The sequence below is a fragment of the Staphylococcus roterodami genome, assembly GCA_022493055.1.
Classification (GTDB): Bacteria; Bacillota; Bacilli; order Staphylococcales; family Staphylococcaceae; genus Staphylococcus; species Staphylococcus singaporensis.
The window spans coordinates 2,773,556-2,796,431 of sequence record CP092781.1 but is presented as its reverse complement, the minus strand read 5'-3'; the positions used below and the strand labels follow the sequence as shown (position 1 = coordinate 2,796,431).

General features: G+C 32.6%; 15 protein-coding genes and 2 pseudogenes. 10 read left to right on the top strand and 7 right to left on the bottom strand.

All coding sequences use genetic code 11. The features are described 5' to 3' along the window. The first annotated feature begins 141 nt into the window (after positions 1–141). From icaR to ML436_13575, 7 genes are all read left to right on the top strand, one after another. Positions 142–702, top strand: coding sequence for an ica operon transcriptional regulator IcaR (gene icaR / locus ML436_13605; protein UMT78134.1), 561 nt, complete (start codon positions 142–144; stop codon positions 700–702). A 719-nt stretch (positions 703–1,421) separates the two neighbouring features. Next, on the top strand, positions 1,422–2,084 hold the full coding sequence (locus ML436_13600) for a Wzz/FepE/Etk N-terminal domain-containing protein (protein ID UMT78133.1): 663 nt from the start codon (positions 1,422–1,424) through the stop codon (positions 2,082–2,084). Between the two features lie 17 nt (positions 2,085–2,101). Next, the gene (locus ML436_13595; protein ID UMT78132.1) at positions 2,102–2,794 is read left to right on the top strand and encodes a polysaccharide biosynthesis tyrosine autokinase; all 693 of its coding nucleotides are present in this window, start codon (positions 2,102–2,104) and stop codon (positions 2,792–2,794) included. After that, on the top strand, positions 2,791–3,558 hold the full coding sequence (locus ML436_13590; GenBank protein ID UMT78131.1) for a tyrosine-protein phosphatase: 768 nt from the start codon (positions 2,791–2,793) through the stop codon (positions 3,556–3,558). Before ML436_13595 ends, ML436_13590 begins: the two co-directional genes overlap by 4 nt. Positions 3,559–3,795: 237 nt before the next feature. Next, positions 3,796–4,299: a GNAT family N-acetyltransferase gene (locus ML436_13585; protein ID UMT78130.1), complete on the top strand. Its 504-nt coding sequence runs from the start codon at positions 3,796–3,798 to the stop codon at positions 4,297–4,299. 2 nt (positions 4,300–4,301) lie between these two features. Beyond that, positions 4,302–4,778, top strand: a complete 477-nt coding sequence (locus ML436_13580) for a peptide-methionine (S)-S-oxide reductase (GenBank protein UMT78129.1) — start codon at positions 4,302–4,304, stop codon at positions 4,776–4,778. An 85-nt stretch (positions 4,779–4,863) separates the two neighbouring features. Next, the gene (locus ML436_13575) at positions 4,864–5,475 is read left to right on the top strand and encodes a flavin reductase family protein (protein UMT78128.1); all 612 of its coding nucleotides are present in this window, start codon (positions 4,864–4,866) and stop codon (positions 5,473–5,475) included. An 84-nt stretch (positions 5,476–5,559) separates the two neighbouring features. Here the strand turns inward: ML436_13575 and ML436_13570 are convergent, their stop codons facing one another. The 7 genes and pseudogenes from ML436_13570 to ML436_13540 form a co-directional block, all read right to left on the bottom strand. Beyond that, positions 5,560–5,919: a hypothetical protein gene (locus tag ML436_13570; GenBank protein UMT78127.1), complete on the bottom strand. Its 360-nt coding sequence runs from the start codon at positions 5,917–5,919 to the stop codon at positions 5,560–5,562. A 150-nt stretch (positions 5,920–6,069) separates the two neighbouring features. Next, complete coding sequence (locus ML436_13565; GenBank protein UMT79526.1) at positions 6,070–6,303, bottom strand: hypothetical protein; 234 nt, start codon at positions 6,301–6,303, stop codon at positions 6,070–6,072. Between the two features lie 1,945 nt (positions 6,304–8,248). Beyond that, on the bottom strand, positions 8,249–9,196 hold the full coding sequence (locus ML436_13560) for a hypothetical protein (protein ID UMT78126.1): 948 nt from the start codon (positions 9,194–9,196) through the stop codon (positions 8,249–8,251). Positions 9,197–9,341: 145 nt separating this feature from the next. Then, positions 9,342–10,286 (bottom strand): hypothetical protein, encoded by a 945-nt coding sequence (locus ML436_13555; protein UMT78125.1) that lies wholly within the window; start codon positions 10,284–10,286, stop codon positions 9,342–9,344. Between the two features lie 65 nt (positions 10,287–10,351). After that, a pseudogene (locus ML436_13550) lies at positions 10,352–11,306 on the bottom strand (hypothetical protein). A gap of 65 nt (positions 11,307–11,371) precedes the next feature. Further along, the gene (locus ML436_13545) at positions 11,372–12,325 is read right to left on the bottom strand and encodes a hypothetical protein (protein ID UMT78124.1); all 954 of its coding nucleotides are present in this window, start codon (positions 12,323–12,325) and stop codon (positions 11,372–11,374) included. Positions 12,326–12,395: 70 nt separating this feature from the next. Continuing rightward, on the bottom strand, positions 12,396–13,343 hold the full coding sequence (locus tag ML436_13540; GenBank protein UMT78123.1) for a hypothetical protein: 948 nt from the start codon (positions 13,341–13,343) through the stop codon (positions 12,396–12,398). Between the two features lie 310 nt (positions 13,344–13,653). On the opposite strand from ML436_13540, the gene ML436_13535 reads away from it, so the two are divergent. From ML436_13535 to secY2, 3 genes and pseudogenes are all read left to right on the top strand, one after another. Further along, a complete protein-coding gene (locus tag ML436_13535) occupies positions 13,654–14,346 on the top strand; it encodes a flavin reductase family protein (protein ID UMT78122.1) in 693 nt (230 codons plus the stop codon). A gap of 542 nt (positions 14,347–14,888) precedes the next feature. Continuing rightward, positions 14,889–21,528: pseudogene (locus tag ML436_13530) on the top strand (KxYKxGKxW signal peptide domain-containing protein). A 128-nt stretch (positions 21,529–21,656) separates the two neighbouring features. Beyond that, a complete protein-coding gene (gene secY2 / locus ML436_13525; GenBank protein ID UMT78121.1) occupies positions 21,657–22,868 on the top strand; it encodes an accessory Sec system protein translocase subunit SecY2 in 1,212 nt (403 codons plus the stop codon). Positions 22,869–22,876: the final 8 nt, after the last annotated feature.

Below are 22,876 nucleotides of genomic sequence, written 5' to 3'. Positions count from 1 at the left end.
GTTAGGTTGTAAGCCATATGGTAATTGATAGTATTTTAATTTGCAATAGATTGTTGTTATAATTAAACGGAAATATTTGTAATTGCAACTTAATTTTCCTGTAACATAGTGTGATTAATTTTATGTAGGGGGTTTTAAAAATTGAAGGATAAGATTATTGATAACGCAATAACCTTATTTTCAGAGAAGGGGTATGACGGTACAACACTCGATGATATAGCTAAAAGTGTAAATATAAAAAAAGCGAGTTTATACTATCATTTTGACTCGAAAAAAAGTATTTACGAGCAGAGTGTTAAATGTTGCTTTGATTACCTCAACAATGTAATTCTGGTGAATCAAAATAAATCTAACTATTCAATTGATGCTCTATATCAGTTTTTATTTGAATTTATTTTCGACATCGAAGAAAGGTATATTAGAATGTATGTCCAATTGTCTAATACACCTGAAGAATTTTCTGAAGATATCTATAAACAAATACGTGATTTAAACCAATCGTTAAGCCAAGAAATAGCGAAGTTTTATGATGTATCAAAGGTAACGATGACAAACGAAGATTTTCAAAACTTAATACTTTTATTCCTTGAAAGTTGGTACTTGAGAGCATCGTTTTCTCAAAAATTTGGCTCTGTGGAAGAAAGTAAAAGTCAATTCAAGGATGAAGTGTATTCACTGTTAAATATATTTTTGAAAAAATGATTTTTGTAACTAGTTTGTAATAAATAACTTTATTTTGTAAAAAAAGACATGAGATTATTTTTGGGAATCGGTATATAGTTGACAATAAAACTCGAAATTGAGAATATTAAGATGTATATAAAAACTATAAATTAAATGCAATGTATTAATATTAATATCAGTTATTACAAAATACGATTTGTCTAAGAATTTGATATTATTATACTTTATTGTTGTGAGATGTTAAGTTTGTATTTGAACATAATTTAAACGAGTCATGTTCCCCTAAATAGAATAGGATGTCATCTAATTACAGGAAAGTTGTATCAATTAGATGAAATTAAAAGTAAGAATAAATAAGCAATAAGCGTCGATGAATTGTTAATACATGACATTGACGTTTATTTTAATGCGAATCTCTAACGTAATATATCAAGATGACCTATGTCTTTTAAAGATGTAGGTTTCTTTGATTTAAATCAAGTATGGTATGACGCACATTACATAGAATAAAAAGTGAACAGATTTAACTGTGAAACAATATTAAGTGTTGGACAAAAATATAAATATGTTATACATAACTAGTAAAAATCATGATATAATTTTAAACGATAAAAAAATTATATAAAATATTAGTGAAAATGTAGTTGTGAATGTTACAGGGTTGAGTAAGTTAACTTGAAGATCCCGCCTATAACATAAGCACGATGATTATAACGAATGTTTAAATGGAGGATGCCATGAAGGAAAAGTTTGATTTAGTAAAACTATTAAATATTTTGAAGAAGAATATTAAATTATTAGTTATTTTACCAGCGATATGTCTTGTCGTAAGTGCGGCACTAACTTTTTTTGTTATGCCTGACAAATATACTGCTTCTACGCAAATACTTGTTAACATGAAAAAGTCTTCAAGCGATTTAGCTTTCCAAAATGTTCAAAGTAGTTTGCAATCTGTAAATACATATACGGAAATTATTAAAAGTCCGAGAATTCTTGATAAAGTATCGAGAGAATTTGATGGTGAATATACAACGACTGAGTTAAATTCATTTTTAAAGGTAACAAATCAAACTAACTCTCAAATTATTACTGTATCAGTTACAACTGGAAATAAATCAGAATCTGACAAAATTGTTAATCGAATATCTAAAGTTTTTGCACATGATATGCCTAAAATCATGAGCGTTGATAACGTTACGATACTTTCATCCGCTCACGATAATGCTGTAAGAGTATCGCCAATCATATCTGTTAACTTAGTGATTAGTATCATCGTTGGAATAGTTTTAGCAATTTTAATCATTTTCCTAAAAGAATTATTAGATAAGCGTATTAAGACTGAAGAAGATGTTGAAGCACAATTAGGGTTACCTATTTTGGGTTCAATACAAAAATTTTAAATTTATGAGGAATTACCATGACGAATACACGAAGAAGTACATCAAGTTTAATTGTCCATGAGCAACCAAAGTCACCTATTAGCGAAAAATTTCGAGGCATACGTTCAAATATTATGTTTGCTAACCCTGACAATGCAGTTCAAAGCATTGTAATCACTTCAGAAGCACCTGGAGCAGGAAAGTCTACTATTGCGGCAAATTTAGCAGTGGCATATGCACAAGCTGGTTATAAAACATTAATTGTAGATGGAGATATGCGTAAACCGACGCAACATTATATTTTTAATTTACCAAATAATGAAGGGCTTTCCAGTTTGTTGTTAAATTGGTCGTCATATCAAGACAGTATTATCTCAACTGAAATTGAAGATTTAGACGTCCTGACGTCTGGACCTATTCCGCCAAACCCATCAGAGTTAATCACATCTCGCGCATTCGCAAATTTATATGACACATTATTGATGAATTATAACTTTGTCATTATTGATACGCCACCTGTAAATACAGTTACAGATGCGCAATTATTTTCAAAGTTTACAGGTAATGTGGTCTATGTGATTAACTCTGAAAATAATAATAAAGATGAAGTTAAAAAAGGGAAAGAATTAATTGAAGCGACAGGTGCTAAATTATTAGGTGTCGTTTTAAATAGAATGCCAAAAGATAAAAGTGCTAGCTATTACGCATATTATGGGACTGATGAATCATGATTGATATTCATAATCATATTTTAGTTGATATTGACGACGGACCAAAAACAATTGAAAAAAGTATTGCTTTATTAAAACAAGCTAAAGATGAGGGTGTTACTAGTATTGTAGCTACACCACATCACTTACATCCGAGATATGAAAATTCATTTCAGCATGTGTTAGTAAAATTGGCTGAGTTGAGAACACATCCGGAAATACAAGCATTAGATATTAAATTATTTCCTGGGCAAGAAATTAGAATTACGGATTCGATTTTGCAAGGTTTAGATAACGGCAGTATTCAAGGTATTAATCGTTCGAAATATTTATTGATTGAATTTCCAACGAATGAAGTACCACATTATACTAAGCAATTGTTTTTTGAAATACAATCGAGAGGGTACATCCCCATCATTGCACATCCAGAAAGAAATAGAAGTATCGCAAAGAATCCAGAATTATTATATGAACTTGTTGCTAATGGAGCGCTAAGTCAATTAACATCGAGCTCATTAGTGGGTGGATTTGGAAAAAATATTCAAAAGTTATCTTTGCAATTTATAGAATGTAATCTGGCGCATTTTATAGCTTCAGATGCGCATTCATGTGATCAAAGACCATTTTTGATGCAAGAATTATTTCATAATAATAAATTGAAGAAGTATACAAATGACATTGAAGCGTTGCTTCGAAATGCAAGTTCAGTAATCAATGACAATTTTGTTTATTTGGATAGACCGACTAAGCCGGGGAAAGTGAAGTCGTTTTTGAAATGGTTTTAATTAAATATATTTTGTGAATTAGACTGGTGTTTATATACCAGTCTTTTTTGAGATGCACGCGTGCTTAAAATACATTATGATATAAAATTTATGCTAATTCATAGCAGACAACGTGTTCTACTGATGCGAATGACTTTCAAATGTGTAACCTATTTTTTATAGTAAAAGTAGTTGAAAATAATAGATATTCAAATGGGACAGCTATTTCACGAAATGTAATGTTAAGGAAGTGAGTGTATGGAATTTAGAAAAGTAATCATGCAAGACTTAGACCAAATTATTGCACTTGAAAATATTGGTTTTACAACAGAGGAAGCTGCAACGGCAGAGGCATTGAAATCAAGAATCGTACAAATTCAAGATAGTTTTATAGTTGCTGAGCACAACGGGAAAGTAATTGGATATATCAACGGTCCAGTCATAAGAGAACGTTATATTAATGATGATTTATTTCAAAATGTATCGAAATTTGAAAATGAAGGTGGCTATCTTAGTGTGTTAGGTCTTGTTGTAGCATCAGACTATCAAAGACAAGGTATTGCAGGTCGTTTATTAAATTACTTTGAAAATTTAGCTGAGAATCAACAACGACAGGGTGTAACGTTAACATGTCGAGAATCATTAATTTCATTTTACGAAAAATATGGATATCGTAATGAAGGTGTATCAGAATCATGTCATGGTGGAATTAAATGGTATAACCTAGTAAAAGATATAAAACTTAAGAGTGATGAGGTGTAATTATGGCAGTTGTTTATGTAGCAGGGGGATGTTTATGGGGCGTAGAAGCATTTTTCTCAACAATTCCAGGAATCATACATACAGAAGCAGGAAGAGCAAATGGACAAACTTCTAGATTAGATGGTCCGTATGATGGCTATGCTGAATGTGTGAAACTTCAATTTGATGATAGTAAGTTATCAATTACAGACATCATGAATTATTTATTTAAAATCATTAATCCATACAGTGTGAATCAACAAGGAAATGATATTGGTGAAAAGTATCGAACGGGATTATATAGTTGTGTAAATGACCATCTAATTGAAGCACGGCAGTTCATCAATGGACGAAAAGACAGGGATCAAATTGCAGTGGAAGTCTTACCTCTGTCTAACTATATTAAAAGTGCAGAAGAACATCAGCAACATTTATCAAAATATCCAGAAGATATTCATTTGTGCCATATTTCAAAAGACTTATTAGACAAATATAAGTAATTTTTCATTTCAGAAGGAAACTGGATGTTTAAATTAACTAAAATCAGAGAAATAGATGTTTATACTAAGAAAAGAGGTTAGTCATATGCATACGTTTGATGCACAGTCATTATCCGATAAAGAAAACTATAAATTGTTAATTGGTTCAATTATTCCACGACCTATAGCTTTTGTAACTACATTAAATCAAGATAGATCTGTTAATGCAGCACCATTTAGCTTTTTTAATATTGTTAATAATCATCCGCCAATGATTGCAATTGCAGTGCAACGTGCAGGAGGTAAGAGAAAAGATACTGCATTGAATATAGAACGGGTTGGAGACTTTGTTGTGCATATTACAGACGAAGATAACGTTCAAGATATTAATGAGACTGCAGCGCCTTTAGTATACGGAGACAGCGAGTTGAGTCGTACAGATTTATCACTTATAACATCTACAGCAATTAAGACGCCAGGAATCCAAGAAGCGAAAATAAGATTCGAATGTAAACTATCGCAAATAATATTACTGGGGGATGAGCTGGATGGGGCAGACTTAATAATAGGTGAAATTGTAACTTATCATATTGATGATAGTATTTATGAAGGAGATTTTAAAATCAATCCACATACGTTACAAGCTGTTTCACGTTTAGCTGGAAACGATTATGCTAAATTAGGGGGATTATTTACAATAGATAGACCTGAAAAATAACAAAACACATGCTATAGCAGTGTACTGTTTATGGATTAAAACAAAAGTACATATGTGCTAAAGTATGTGCTTCTAAAATGAAGACTATTTTTTATTACAAGAAAATGTATCTAGTAAACTTAAAGTAGCAAGACCTAATAAATCTAATGCATGTTGTGCACCTTTTTTACCTTGGCCAGCTTCAAAATGTTTGTAAACAGCTACACTTAAAATGCCTATCGTTGATAGTGAAGCAAGGCGAGAAATGTTTTTATTGATAAAGCTAGCTGAGTATAAAGCAGCAGTAGTTGCTTCTGCAATTCCGACGTATTTTACAAGTTCTTTTTGTAAGCCAAAAGTATGTTCAAACAGTTCAATCATACCTTTATCCTCTTGTAATTTAGGTTTACTAGCTTGATATAGCTCTTTCGCAAGTTTTAAATTCGTTGCATAACGCAAAATCATATTTAATTCCTCCCAATATTTGATTTTTTGTGAAAGATAATTACTTTATCATTTTTACCCGTTTCTATAAAAATGAATCAATTATGTAACATGTGTAGTTTAGGAATGTTTGCATGGAAATAATATTCTGTTCACTCAAAATGTATGAAATTAATGTGTAGTTTTATCGAGTTGCTCTTTTAATTTGGTTAGATTGTTTTTTAGAGAAGCGGTACTATTTTTAAGTGCATCAACAGATTTACCTTCGTTTTGAGACATTGCGTTTATTACAGCACGAAGTTCTGTTTCTAGCATGTCAGCGTCACCTTTAGCATTAGCACTTAATACTTTAATATCTCTTAAAAGGCTATCTGATAGTAGTGCATTTTTGAAAAAATCTTGCATTTCATTGATAATATATTCTGTAAAAATAAGTTCACCTAGGATTAATCGCATATCAGTTAGTTGTTGATGTAACTTATCAATAAGATTTTTAAAAGATTTAAGTGTTTCTGCTGTTGTCTTGGCAAATGGAACTTTGGATGCAATCCATTCAATCTTACCAACAAAATAAGATAATGTTGGTGTGCATGCATCAACTATAGAAATGAGCGCAATGATTCTTACTGTTTCTGGTACTATCAAAAGATTTATATTTGACGCAAGTGTACCCAAACCAGATTCCATCACTTTATTTCGGATTTCTAAATTTAATAATAAATTCTTAGATTCTGCAAGTGGTTTTGATGTTTGCTTTGTAGCATTTTTATTGATAGGTACGTTGTTAACCATTACATTGTCATCCAAGTGGGTCATTTGGGTCAATATATCATTAATGCCATCACCGAAATGAGTGACTTGATTTTTGATAATTTGAATATTTGGTATGACAACATTCAAATGGGCTAAAACTTCTTCTCTAACACCATCCTCAAATCCTTCTGATAAGTTGACAAACATTTTGACAATAGTGTTGCTAACTATATCAAAAGCAGCTTCCATGAAATCTTCACCATATTTAATGAATTTTGAAATTTTATCGGTAATTTTATCAATAAAATCAATAATTGAATTAATAATATGATCGGCACCCACTAAATCTAAAATATTATCTTGGTCTCTAAGTGTTCTGAGGTTACCTTTTAATTCATCCGCTTTACTTTCAATATTAGTTCTAATTAGATTGGATATGTTGTGAATCCAAGCTTCTAATTCGTTAAGTTTTATTACTTTTTTAAAATAATCTTTCGTTTCATTTACATGTTGACTAAAATTATTATTTTCACGTTCAACGGATGTTCGAATATCTTTCATTTTAAGATCAATATTATTTACATATTCGGTTAATCTACCATGCACATAGTCGTTTAAATCCGCCAGGTGCCCTTTATCTAATTTTATTTTTGATGTGCCAGCACCAATAGCATCACCACTCCATACAAATATAGGAGTATGTTCATCCATGTCAGCATAAATTTTCAATCCATTGCGGCTCGTATAGACTTCCTTGTTAATAATATTGTCTTGATCAAAATGGTCTAACTTCTCTTTTTCTTCAAAGTTGTATCCAGTATGAGCAGGTATCAATGCTCCAAACGTAGACACACCATTTTCTAGGAAAATGTGTTTTCCGACCATGGAATTATACATAAGCCCACCTATATTAATTCTAGTCAAGACATCACTTCTACTGTGGTAATTATGTATATTATTTGCATCTCGACGAGCCATACGAGTAATAGATCTTGGCATAGGTGCAGAATTTGTAGTAGTTACGTTAAGCCCTGGATCTAATACACCTAAATATTGAGCTATGGCTCCAGAGAGTGAATTACCCCCTGCATTTGTGATTGATTTTCCTATGTATTTATTAGCAGACTCATTGTACTTTGACTTGAATTCAAACGAACTCAATGTATTTGCGTCGTTATATTTATTTTTTAAATCAGTATACACCTTCCCTGCTTCCAGCAATTGATTTGGAATGGAGTCCCCGGCTAGTCTTAAATCTGTATTTACATCGTTTGGGTCACTAAAGTCAGTACCATCAAATGATATGATTAACTTTCCTGTACTTCTATTATTATCATAACGTTCATATAATTTATAGCCGAGTCCAGTATTGGTAGGTTTTTGATCCTTAATAACTTTATATTGATTTCCATTAACATGAATCTCATCTGACAATTTTATTTTGTCATTGTAATTCCATCCACTACTTAATTCAATAGCATCTAAGTCAGTTATATGATTACTCTTTTTCATTAGTATCTATCTCCAGTTATAAGAGTTCTAGTATAGTTAAATTTGATGAAAAATTCGACTTATTTTGTTGTAATATACTATGATGTTAATTTTTTTTATTCTTATCCCAGTTACCACCATCCATTGATATCTTATCAACCCTGTTTTCTAACCTGCCATCTTCTCCAATTTCGGTTGGAGATACATTGTCCTTGTAAAAATACATCATTTTCAATCCTGGTATTTTTTTCATTGTGTCATTTGTTGGTATTTGTAAATCCCATGAATATTTATTAACATTTTTTGTGCTTTTCTTATCATAATAGGCAATAAAGTCAGAATTCATATTTTCTTGTATTTGAGGATATTTGTTAATCAAAGATTGTAACTGTTGATTGAATGCATCACCTTTTAAGTGCATAACAGGCTTAAATTCTTTTTTAAACTTATCTAGATCATCGATGCTAACGGTATTGAAATTTAAGTATTGTTTTGTAACACCATTAAATTCTTGTTTAACTTCCAGTTTTTCATTCATGGCATAATAACCATTTTTCTCAACCTCTGATTTAAATTTTAATCGAGCTTGTTCTATATCATGTTCATAACGCTTATACATCATAGCTGCAACTGCGGCTGACGTTTCGTTTTTATGACCAGGTGTAAATGTTGTGATAGCTATGCCATTGTCAGATTCAACAAAAATCAGTCTAAACTGAAAAGGAATATCGTAATTGACCGTACCGACGACTACTAATCCATCCGTTTTACTTTTCTCACTAAATCCAGATTTATTAGTATAGGCCTCCACCAAATTAATTTTACAATCATAGCCAAAGGTGTCTTTCACGTAGTCTTTATATTTTTTAATTGCTTCATCTTTATGTTTTTTCAGAAAGACTTCATTTCTTTTTTTATGTTCGCCAATATATTTACCATCGTAATCTTTGACGCTAACCGTCTTTGGGATATCTTTTGTTTGATCTTTATGCATAAATGAGCAACCTCCTAAAATAAGTGATGTACACAATACAAAGCCAGTTACTTTTCTCATTTTTAATTTCTCCTCTATATTGAGTGTTTTTATAATGAAAACAAAAATATAAATAATAGTTAAAGTTTTTTAATGCAATATAATTATAACTTAATTATTCTTGTAATAGCTAATAATTTTATATTTAATTGTAAAGTTAATGTGATTATTTGTTCTCATTATACTTTCCTCCCTCGATGGAAATTACATTAGCATCCGATTTTAAGCGGCCATTTCCATCTATCATTGAAGGGGAAACATCATCTTTATAAAACTGTACAAATTTTGTGCTAGGATATGATTGCATAACGTTATTTATAGATTTTTGAAGATTCCAAGCGTAGTCTTTTACTGTTTCTCTATTTTTTTCTTTGTCATAATAAGCAATGAACTCAGATTTCATGTTTTTCTGTATTTCAGGATATTTATTAATTAAATTTTGTAATTGTTGATTGAATGCTTCTCCTTTTAAGTGCATAACAGGTTTGAATTCTTTTTTGAATTTCTCCAAATCATCGATACTATCTGTACTGAAATTCAAGTATTGTTTTGTAACGCCATTGAATTCTTGTTTTACTTGAAGTTTTTGGCTCATCGCAAAATAGCCATCTTTTTCAATTTCACTTTTAAGTTTTAATCGAGCTTGTTCAATTTCATGTTCATAACGTTTATACATCATGGCTGCAACTGCCGCTGATGTTTCATTTACATGACCAGGTGTAAATGTAGTGATAGCTACGCCATTTTCAGACTCAACAAAAAGTAATTGGAGTTGAAAAGGAACGTCATAATTGACCGTACCAACCACTGATATACCATCCATTTTACTTTTCTCACTAAATCCAGATTTATTAGTATAGGCATCAACTAAATTAATTTTACAATCATAGCCAAAGGTATCTTTCACGTAGTCTTTATATTTTTTTATCGCTTCATCTTTATGTTTTTTCAGAAATACTTCATTTCTTTTTTTATGCTCACCAATATATTTACCATCGTAATCTTTGACGCTAACCGCTTTTGGAATAGATTTTGTTTGATTCTTTGGCATGAAAGAGCAGCCACCTAAAATAAGTGATGTACACAATACAAAGCTAGTTACTTTTCTCATTTTTAATATCTCCTCATGATAAGTAGTGTTTTGGGGATATAAATATAATTTTTTTTAACATTGCACTATTTTATTTCTTTTTGAATCTCTTCCCAATTTCCACCAGACATAGTTATTTTATTAGTCTTATTTTCTAACCTACCATCTTCTCCAATTTCAGATGGAGAAACACTGTCTTTATAAAAATACATCATTTTCGATCCAGGTATTTTTTTCATTGTGTCATTGGTTGGTATTTGTAAATCCCATGAATATTTATTAACATTTTTTGTGCTTTTCTTATCATAATAGGCAATAAAGTCTGAGTTCATGCTTTTCTTAATTTCAGGATATTTATTAATTAAATTTTGTAATTGTTGATTAAATGCTTCTCCTTTTAAGTGCATAACAGGCTTAAATTCTTGTTTAAACTTTTTTAAGTCATCGATACTGTCTGTGTTGAAATTCAAAAATGGTTTAGTAACGCCATTGAATTCTTGCTTCTTTTGAAGTTTTTCATTCATGGTGTAATAACCGTTTTTCTCAACTTCTGATTTAAATTTTAACCGAGCTTGTTCGATTTCAGGTTCATAACGTTTATACATCATGGCTGCAACTGCCGCTGATGTTTCATTTATATGTCCAGGTGTAAATGTAGTGATGGTTACACCATTATCAGATTCAACAAAAAGTAATTGGAGTTGAAAAGGAACGTCATAATTGACCGTACCAACCACTGATATACCATCCATTTTACTTTTCTCACTAAATCCAGATTTATTAGTATAGGCATCAACTAAATTAATTTTACAATCATAGCCAAAGGTATCTTTCACGTAGTCTTTATATTTTTTTATCGCTTCATCTTTATGTTTTTTCAGAAATACTTCATTTCTTTTTTTATGCTCACCAATATATTTACCATCGTAATCTTTGACGCTAACCGCTTTTGGAATAGATTTTGTTTGATTCTTTGGCATGAAAGAGCAAACCACCTAAAATAAGTGATGTACACAATACAAAGCTAGTTACTTTTCTCATTTTTAATATCTCCTCATGATAAGTAGTGTTTTGGGGATATAAATATAATTTTTTTTAACATTGCACTATTTTATTTCTTTTTGAATCTCTTCCCAATTTCCACCAGACATAGTTATTTTATTAGTCTTATTTTCTAACCTACCATCTTCTCCAATTTCAGATGGAGAAACACTGTCTTTATAAAAATACATCATTTTCGATCCAGGTATTTTTTTCATTGTGTCATTGGTTGGTATTTGTAAATCCCATGAATATTTATTAACATTTTTTGTGCTTTTCTTATCATAATAGGCAATAAAGTCTGAGTTCATGCTTTTCTTAATTTCAGGATATTTATTAATTAAATTTTGTAATTGTTGATTAAATGCTTCTCCTTTTAAGTGCATAACAGGCTTAAATTCTTGTTTAAACTTTTTTAAGTCATCGATACTGTCTGTGTTGAAATTCAAAAATGGTTTAGTAACGCCATTGAATTCTTGCTTCTTTTGAAGTTTTTCATTCATGGTGTAATAACCGTTTTTCTCAACTTCTGATTTAAATTTTAACCGAGCTTGTTCGATTTCAGGTTCATAACGTTTATACATCATGGCTGCAACTGCCGCTGATGTTTCATTTATATGTCCAGGTGTAAATGTAGTGATGGTTACACCATTATCAGATTCAACAAAAAGTAATTGGAGTTGAAAAGGAACGTCATAATTGACCGTACCAACCACTGATATACCATCTACCTTACTTTTCTTACTAAACCCAGATTTATTAGTATAGGCCTCCACCAAATTAATTTTACAATCATAACCAAAGGTGTCTTTCACGTAGTCTTTATATTTTTTGATCGCTTCATCTTTATGTTTTTTCAGAAATACTTCATTTCTTTTTTTATGTTCGCCAATATATTTACCATCATAATCTTTGACACTAACCGTCTTTGGAATATCTTTTGTTTGATTCTTTGATATGAAAGAGCAGCCACCTAAAATAAGTGATGTACACAATACAAAGCTAGTTACTTTTCTCATTTTTAATATCTCCTCATGATAAGTAGTGTTTGGGAGATATAAATATAATTTTTTTTGACATTGCACTACTTTAATTCTTTTTATTCTCATCCCAGTTACCACCATCCATTGATATCTTATCAGCCCTGTTTTCTAACCTACCATCTTCTCCAATTTCAGATGGAGAAACACTGTCTTTGTAAAAATACATCATTTTTGATCCTGGTATTTTTCTCATTGTGTCATTTGTTGGTACCTGTAAATCCCATGAATATTTATTAACGACTTTTGTGCTTTTCTTATCGTAATAGGCAATAAAGTCAGAATTCATGTTTTTTTGTATTTGTGGATATTTGTTAATTAAATTTTGTAACTGTTGATTGAATGCATCACCTTTTAAGTGCATAATAGGTTTGAATTCTTTTTTGAACTTATCCAAATCATCGATACTGTCTGTGTTGAAATTCAAAAATTGTTTAGTAACGCCATTGAATTCTTGCTTCTTTTGAAGTTTTTCATTCATGGCATAATAACCATTTTTCTCAACTTCTGATTTGAATTTTAATCGAGCTTGTTCAATTTCATGTTCATAACGTTTGTACATCATGGCTGAAACGGCAGCTGATGTTTCGTTTACATGACCAGGTGTAAATGTTGAAATAGTTATACCATTTTCAGACTCAACAAAAATCAGTCTAAACTGAAAAGGAACGTCATAATTGACAGTACCGACGACTACTAATCCATCCGTTTTACTTTTCTCACTAAATCCAGATTTATTAGTATAGGCTTCTACTAAATTAACTTTACAATCATAACCAAATGTGTCTTTCACGTAGTCTTTATATTTTTTGATCGCTTCATCTTTATGTTTTTTAAGAAACACTTCATTTCTTTTTTTATGTTCACCAATATATTTACCATCGTAATCTTTGACGCTAACCGTTTTTGGTATAGATTTTGTTTGATTCTTTGGTATGAAAGAACATCCTCCTAAAATAATCGAAGTGCATAGCATGATTTGCATAAGTTTTCTCATAGATAGACAACCCCTTTGTATTGCGCTATTTTTCAGAATCTAGATAAATTATACAAAAATCAAAATATTGTTATTCAATATTATTATAAACTAATCATGATTGAAGTAACTATAATTAATTAAATTTACAAAAGATATCATAAATATTAATTGCATAAACATATTTCTATAAATTGAGAAGTAAGCATACAAGAGAAGAAACCACATCATATATAGTTTCTACTTATAAATAAATTGTTTATTTATATTAGACGCTTATGTAAAGAGGGCGTAACCTTAAATGTAATTACTTATAAGGGGTGAAGATAGTATGAATTATTCGCCAAAACAAGGTGTAAGAAGTCATGGTTTACCGCACGACCCATTTAAAAGTAGTACAGTACCTCGTCCGATAGGTTGGATTTCTACTGTATCGAAAGATGGGAAAGATAATTTAGCGCCTTATAGTCAGTATCAAAACTTAACTTGGGATCCGCCTATGGTTATGTTCGCAGCAAATCAATCCGTTCTTGGTGATCACGAACGTAAAGATACAGTGAAAAATGCTGAAGAGACAGGTTGGTTTGTGTGGAATATGGCAACGTATGATTTAAGAGAAGCAGTTAATTTATCATCGAAAGCATTGCCACCAGAAGAGGATGAATTTAATTTTGCAGGTGTAACAAAGGAAAAATGTATAGAAGCTCCAGGATATCGTGTAAAAGAATCGCCAGTACATTTTGAATGTGAGTACGTTCAAACGATTCGCATTCCAACTGGAGATCCAGTATCTACCGTAGATATTGTTATAGGAAGAGTTGCCCAAGTTCATATTGACGATAAGGTTATTCTTGATAATGGTAAATTAGACATTAAGTCGATTAAACCTATTGCTAGATTAGGATATTACGATTACACAGTAGTGAATGAGATATTTGAAATGAAAGCACCTGCAGCTTCTAAAGAAGAGTTAGCAGGTTTAGAAGGAAGAAATTTCGATAATCAATCAGATGAAAAGAGATAAGTAATTTAATCATTTTAGTGAATTCAATGCATCGTTACTAAACATTCAACTTAGTAGCGATGCATTTTTTCGCTTTATAAATGAAAATGTTAAAGCAATATGTCGTGGTATTTATATTTTCAAAGAAGAATCTTTTAGAATTACACATATATTACACTAGGTTTATTGAAAATATATTGGTATTACTTTAATATTAAAGATGTATTTTGCATATAATATTTATCGTTTAGTTGTAAATTAACTATTTATAAATAAAAGGTGGATGATATAGATATATTAATACAATAATTATTTTAAAAACGAAACAATTATAATTATTAAACATAAAGTCGATTAGCCAAATTTATATAAAAAAGATTATACGCATAAACGAGAAAAAGTAATTTTAAAAATATGAAAACGATTCCATTTAGGCAAATAAAAATGAATTTTTACAAATTTTAACAAAATGAGTATTTTTGTATCAAAAAAGAGTTGTATTAAATTGAATAGTGACATATATTATAGTCTAATGAATATAAGATGATACAAGGAGTTATTACATGAGTAAAAGACAAAAAGCATTTCATGACAGCTTAGTAAACGAAAAAACAAGAGTGAAACTTTATAAGTCCGGAAAAAATTGGGTTAAATCTGGAATTAAAGAATTAGAAATGTTTAAAATTATAGGTTTACCATTTATTAGCCAAGAAATAGATAAATATGATAATGATAGCGTAAGTAAGAAAATGACAAGTTATGGTCTTAAAACAACAGCAGTTATTGGAGGGGCATTTACTGTCAATATGCTACATGATCAGCAAGCTTTTGCAGCGTCAGATGCACCATTAACATCTGAATTAAATACGCAAAGTGAAACAGTAGGTAATCAAAACTCAACTACTATCGAAGGGTCAACATCGACAACAGATTCTACAAACACAACGAAAAATAGTAGTTCAATACAAGCATCAAATAGCGATACTACTTCAAGTGAAAAGTCTGAAAGTGTCGCATCTACAGTTAACAGCACAAGCAATCAACAAGAGACAACAGCATCTACATCTGAATCAACATCCTCAAAGAATAACACATCAATTTCTGATACTAAGTCGAAGTCTTTAACTTCAAGTACAGAACAACAGAGTAACACATTAATAAATCAAAGTACTGCATCAAATAATACTTCGCAAACAATAGCACCATCTTCAACTAATTTAAGTAAAGCAAATACTACGTCAACCAGCACAACGCCAGTAAAACTTAGAACCTTCAGTCGATTAGCAATGTCAACATTTGCATCAGCTACCACAACAAATACCGTTACAGCCAATACAATTACAGTTAATAAAGATAATTTAAAACAATACATGACGACTTCTGGAAATGCTACTTATGATCAAAGTACAGGTATTGTAACGTTAACACAAGATACAACGAGCCAAAAAGGAGCCATTACTTTAGGAACGCGTATTGACTCTAATAAGAGTTTTCATTTTTCTGGAAAAGTAAATTTAGGTAATAAATATGAAGGATATGGTAATGGTGGCGATGGTATCGGGTTTGCCTTTTCACCAGGTGTATTAGGAGAAACAGGATTAAATGGTGCCGCGGTAGGTATCGGTGGGTTGAGTAATGCATTCGGCTTCAAATTGGATACGTACCACAATACATCTAAACCAAATTCAGCAGCAAAAGCAAATGCTGACCCAAAAAGTGTTGCAGGGGGTGGTGCATTCGGTGCCTTTGTTACAACAGACAGTTATGGCGTTGCGACAACGTATACATCAAGTTCAACGGCTGATAATGCAGCGAAGTTGAAAGTGCAACCTACAAACAATACGTTCCAAGATTTTGATATTAATTATAATGGCGATACAAAAGTTATGACTGTCACGTATGCAGGTCAAACATGGACACGTAATATTTCAGATTGGATTGCGAAAAGTGGTACGACCAACTTTTCATTATCAATGACAGCTTCGACAGGTGGCGCGACAAATTTACAACAAGTACAGTTTGGGACATTCGAATATACAGAATCTGCTGTTACGCAAGTGAGATACGTTGATGTAACAACAGGTAAAGATATTATTCCCCCTAAAACATATTCAGGAAATGTTGACCAAGTAGTAACAATTGACAATCAACAATCAGCAATGTCTGCTAAAGGATATAACTATACATCGGTAGATAGTTCATATGCATCAACTTATAACGATACTAATAAAACTGTAAAAATGACGAATGCTGGACAATCTGTAACATATTACTTTACTGATGTGAAAGCACCAACTGTAACTGTAGGCAATCAAACTACTGAAGTTGGTAAATCAATGAATCCGATTGTATTAACTACAACGGATAATGGAACTGGAACGGTCACAAATACAGTAACCGGACTACCTTCAGGACTAAGTTATGATAGCGCAACAAATTCAATTATCGGGACACCAACGAAAATAGGCCAATCGACAGTAACCGTTGTATCTACTGATCAAGCAAACAATAAATCGACTACGACCTTTACGACAAATGTTGTAGATACTACAGCACCAACTGTAACACCAATTGGAGATCAATCGTCAGAAGTGTACACACCAATAACATCTATTAAAATTGCTACTCAATAGTGGTAATACTGTAACAAATACTGTAACAGGATTGCCATCTGGATTAACATTTGATAGTACAACAAATACGATTAGTGGAACGCCAACAACTATCGGTACAAATACAGTAACAATAGTGTCTACAGATACTAGTGGAAACAAAACGACAACAACTTTTAAATATGAAGTAACAAGAAATAGTATGAGCGATTCAGTATCGACATCGAGTAGCACTGTACAATCACAAAGTGTGTCAACGAGCACAGTGAATTCTCAAAGTGCATCAACAAGCACGTCTGAATCTATCGCGACGTCAACTTCAGCAAGTACATCAAAATCAACAAGTACTAGCTTGTCTGATTCTGCCAGTGTATCTAAATCTTTGAGTACTTCGGAAAGTAATAGTGCATCTAGTTCAACGAGTACAAGTTTGGCAAATTCACAAAGTGTATCGTCAAGCATGTCGGATTCAGCTAGTAAATCAACATCATTAAGCGACTCTATTTCAAACTCTAGCAGTACTGAAAAATCCGAAAGTCTATCAACAAGTACATCTGATTCATTGCGTACATCAACGTCACTCAGTGATTCATTAAGCATGAGTACATCAGGAAGTTTATCGAAATCACAAAGTATATCAACAAGCACATCGGAATCTATAAGTGCTTCTCAATCTCTAAGTGACAGCACATCGAATGCTATAAGTACGTCCACATCACTGAGTGAGTCAGTCAGCACATCAGAATCTGTAAGCATTTCAAATAGCATTGCAGACTCTCAAAGTGCATCAACAAGCAAATCAGAGTCATTGAGCAGCTCAACATCAATAAGCACAAGTGGATCTAAATCAATGAGTACATCAGAATCATTGAGCGATTCAACAAGTACAAGTGATTCTGTATCTGGATCGTTAAGTCTTTCAGAATCTCAAAGCACGTCAACGAGTACATCAGAGTCATTAAGCACATCGAAAGTGTTGAGCGAATCAGTGAGTACGAGTGATTCTTTAGCAGCATCAACAAGTAAATCTACGTCAGTAAGTGAATCATTAAGTACATCTCAATCTAGCAGTGCATCCGAATCGCTAAGTGACTCAGTAAGTACATCAGATTCAACAAGCAAATCCCAGTCATTAAGCACTAGCCAATCAGACTCATCTAGCAAGTCTATGTCATTAAGTAATTCATTACGCATGTCAGAGTCATTGAGTACCTCAACTTCGACAAGTACAAGTATGTCTGATTCAACAAGTTTATCAACATCATTAAGCGATTCAACGAGTGGGAGTATGTCTGCATCAACAGCATCTAGTGAATCAGTATCAGAAAGCATTATGACGAGCACATCTAATTCGGCAAGTACATCAACATCAGAAAGTACAAGTGTATCAGAGCAAACTTCAGCATCATTGAGTACGTCAAAAAGCCTTAGCACGTCAGAGTCTGATTCAATAAGCGACTCAACGTCAGTAAGTGGATCTGCAAGTAAACTTACATCAGAGTCATTAAGTACATCGATATCCGCTAGTGAATCTAACAGTACGAGTGATTCGAAGTCACAAAGTTTATCAACATTTGTAAGTGAATCAGTGAGTGAAAGTACTTCAGAATCGACATCAGAGTCATTGAGCAGCTCAACAAGTACAAGTATGTCCTTATCAGACAGTACATCAGAATCTGGAAGCACATCAACATCATTGAGCACCTCAACCAGTGGAAGTGAATCCGTTTCTGCATCAACTAGTGACAGTATATCAGCGTCAACTGCTAAGAGTGCAAGTGCATCGATGTCACTAAGTCAGTCGATGAGTACAAGTATGTCCGATTCAACAAGCTTATCAACATCATTAAGTGATTCGACAAGTACAAGTAAGTCTAATTCGGTAAGTACATCAGAATCGACAAGCGATTCAATCAGTGCAAGCAAATCCGATTCATTAAGTACCTCAACATCGCTAAGTGATTCAACAAGCACAAGTGAGTCCGGTTCAACGTCAATGAGTGCAAGTAAATCCGACTCAACATCAACAAGTACAAGCACGAGTGAATCCGATTCGCTAAGCACATCAACATATACAAGTCATTCAACAAGTACAAGTGAGTCAACATCAACATCGACGTCACTAAGTGATTCAACAAGTATATCTAAAAGCACAAGTCAATCAGGATCAACAAGCACATCAACATCGTTAAGTGATTCAGAGAGTGTATCAGATTCAGAAAGCAAATCCGAAAGTACAAGTGAATCAGAATCAACAAGCGCCTCAACATCACTTAGCGATTCATCAAGCATAAGCGATTCGGCATCAGAAAGTACATCGGAGTCAGCAAGTACCTCAACATCAACAAGTGAATCCGATTCAACGTCAGCATCGTTAAGTGAATCAACCTCAGCAAGCGCAAGTATAAGTGAATCCGATTCACTAAATACATCAACAAGTCTGAGTGTTTCACAAAGTGAATCAACATCTAATCGAATGTCAACAATTGCAAGTTTGTCTGACTCAGCAAGTCAAAGTGAATCAACATCAGTAAGTATGAGTACAAGTGAGTCAGCATCAATCTCAATGTCATTAAGTGATTCAACATCAGTAAGCGCAAGTACAAGTCAATCAGACTCAACAAGTACATCGATGTCTACAAGTAATTCACAAAGTATGTCTGACTCAACAAGTACATCGACAAGTATGAGTAAATCTGATTCACAAAGTGTGTCACTGTCGACAAGTGACTCAGCAAGTCTGAGTGGTTCAATGTCAATATCAGAAAGTACGAGTGCATCAATATCCGGATCATCGAGTATGAGCCAATCAGACTCAACTAGTATCTCAATGTCATTAAGTGATTCAACCTCAGCAAGCGCAAGTACAAGCGACTCCGATTCAACAAGTATATCGATGTCGGAAAGTGATTCAATCTCAACAAGTGGTTCAGAAAGTGTAAGTGAATCAAGTTCAGAAAGCGCCTCAAAATCATTAAGTAGCTCGACAAGTACAAGCGACTCAACGTCATTAAGTACGTCAACATCATTAAGAAATTCAGAAAGTGTGAGCGAGTCCAATTCATTAAGTGATTCACAATCGATGAGTGATTCAGCAAGTACAAGTGATTCAACGTCATTAAGTACGTCAACATCGTTGAGAGCATCAGAAAGTGTGAGTGAGTCCGATTCATTAAGTGATTCGAAATCATTGAGTAGTTCAACAAGTACAAGTGACTCAGCGTCATTAAGTACCTCAACATCGTTGAGAGCATCAGAAAGTGTGAGTGAGTCCAATTCACTAAGTGGTTCACAATCAACGAGTGATTCAACAAGTACAAGTGACTCAACGTCATTAAGTACATCAATATCATTGAGTGACTCAATAAGTATGAGTACCTCAGAATCATTAAGTGATTCAAAATCATTAAGTAGCTCACAAAGTACGAGCGACTCCGATTCGATATCAACGAGCGTAAGTGAGTCAGAATCAGACTCAACAAGTATGAGCAATTTTGAATCGACAAGTGTGAGTGATTCGCAAAGTTTATCAGATTCAACAAGTACATCAACTAGTAATAGCGAATCTGATTCCTTAAAATTATCACAATCGACATCCGCATCATCGAGCGAAAGTACATCGCAGTCGACATCTACTAGTCTTAGTGGTTCAAACTCAGAATCGACAAGTATGAGTGACTCAAGCTCAACAAGTACATCTACATCATTAAGTGATTCAATGTCACAAAGTCAATCAACAAGTACAAGTGGCTCAACTTCATTGAGTACATCAATATCAGTGTCAATGTCAACGAGTGCAAGTACATCGATATCACAAAGTACATCATTGTCATCATCACTATCAACTTCAGATAGTATGAGCGAGTCCGATTCAGTGAGTGTCAGTGATTCTCAAAGCAAAGTGATATTTATTTCGACAAGTGACTCAACGTCAGTCAGTGTTTCAGAATCAGTAAGTGGCTCAACGTTGACGAGTGAATCCGCATCAAATAGTATGTCTCAATCAGAGAGCCTATCAGATTCAACAAGTAGTTCTGAGTCATTAAGTGATTCCACTTCAATCAGTACATCTGAATCACAAAGTATGTCTAGTTCGACACTCAACTCGGCTTCAATTAGCAACTCTAATTCAATGAGTATGTCTGGTTCAGATTCAACCAGCACATCAGAATCATTGAGCATGTCCGTTTCAACAAGTACGTCTGAATCAACATCAATTAGTGAGTCTAGCTCTATGTCGGACTCGATTTCAACAAGCATATCTGAATCTGACTCTATGTATCCGTCAGATTCAACGAGTACAAGTCATACACAAATCGCAAGTGCGTCAACATCAACTAGTGAGTCAATGGCACCGAATACAAATGTTTCTCAGTCAGCAACACATTCTCAGTCAACATTTAGCGAAACATCTGAAGCAATGAAGGAAGATACTACAACAACACATAGTGATAAGAAATTGCCAGATACAGGTGATTCAATTAAACAAGGCGGATTATTAGGTGGCGTCATGACACTATTAATTGGTCTAGGACTAATGAAAAGAAAGAAAAAGAATGACGAAGACAAAGAAGATGATACGCAAGCATAATTAGAGCGTATAGATAACAAAATTAAAAAGACTGAGGCACCAATCACTAGAAAAATCGATATAGGATTTTCAATTATTAGTGATGAATCCTTAGTCTTTTTAATGCTTTGAAATTGAAGAGGTGTAACATGATAAAACTTTTACAACAATATGAATATAAAATTGTATACAAACGTATGCTTTACACATGTTTTATCTTGTTTATATATATTTTAGGCACAAATATTTCGATTGTTTCATATGGCGATATGCAGGTAAAACATGAGTCGTTTTTTAAGATAGCAATTTCTAATATGGGTGGCGACGTTAATACATTGAATATTTTCACGCTCGGTTTAGGACCATGGCTAACATCAATGATTATATTGATGCTTATTTCATATAGAAACATGGATAAGTATATGAAACAAACTCGTTTAGAGAAACATTATAAGGAACGCATTTTAACTTTAATTTTAAGTGTGATTCAAAGTTATTTTGTAATCCATGAATACGTTATGAAAGATCGTGTACATCATGAAAACATTTATTTGATGATATTAATTTTGATTACCGGAACGATGTTACTTGTTTGGCTAGCTGATAAAAATAGTCGCTATGGCATTGCAGGTCCGATGCCTATTGTGATGGTTAGTATTATTAAATCAATGATGCATCAAAGGTTTGAACATATCGATGCAGGCCATTTAATCATCACATTATTATTAATTCTCGTGATCATCACATTAATTATTTTATTATTTATTGAATTAGTTGAAGTTAGATTACCTTACATTGATTTAATGAATGTGTCAGCAACAAATATGAAATCGTACTTGTCTTGGAAAGTAAATCCTGCAGGTAGTATTACTTTAATGATGAGTATTTCAGTATTTGTTTTCTTAAAAAGTGGCATACATTTTATCTTATCTATATTTAATGATGATATATCTGATGATCTACAGATGCTGACATTTGATAGCGCAATCGGTATTTCGATTTATTTAATCATCCAGTTAATGTTAGGGTACTTTTTATCAAGATTTTTAATAAATACTAAACAAAAAGCAAAAGATTTTTTGAAAAGTGGAAATTATTTCTTAACAGTAAAGCCTGGTAAAGATACTGAACGTTATTTAAACCGTAATGCTCGACGCATGTGCTGGTTTGGTTCTGCATTAGTTACAGTTATTATCGGTATACCACTTTATTGCACGTTACTTGTACCACATTTATCTACAGAAATTTATTTTGCAGTGCAACTGATTGTATTAATTTATATCAGCATTAATATTGCAGAAACAATTCGTACCTATTTATATTTTGATAAATATAAGTCGTTTTTGAATCAATATTGGTAAGGAGGTAA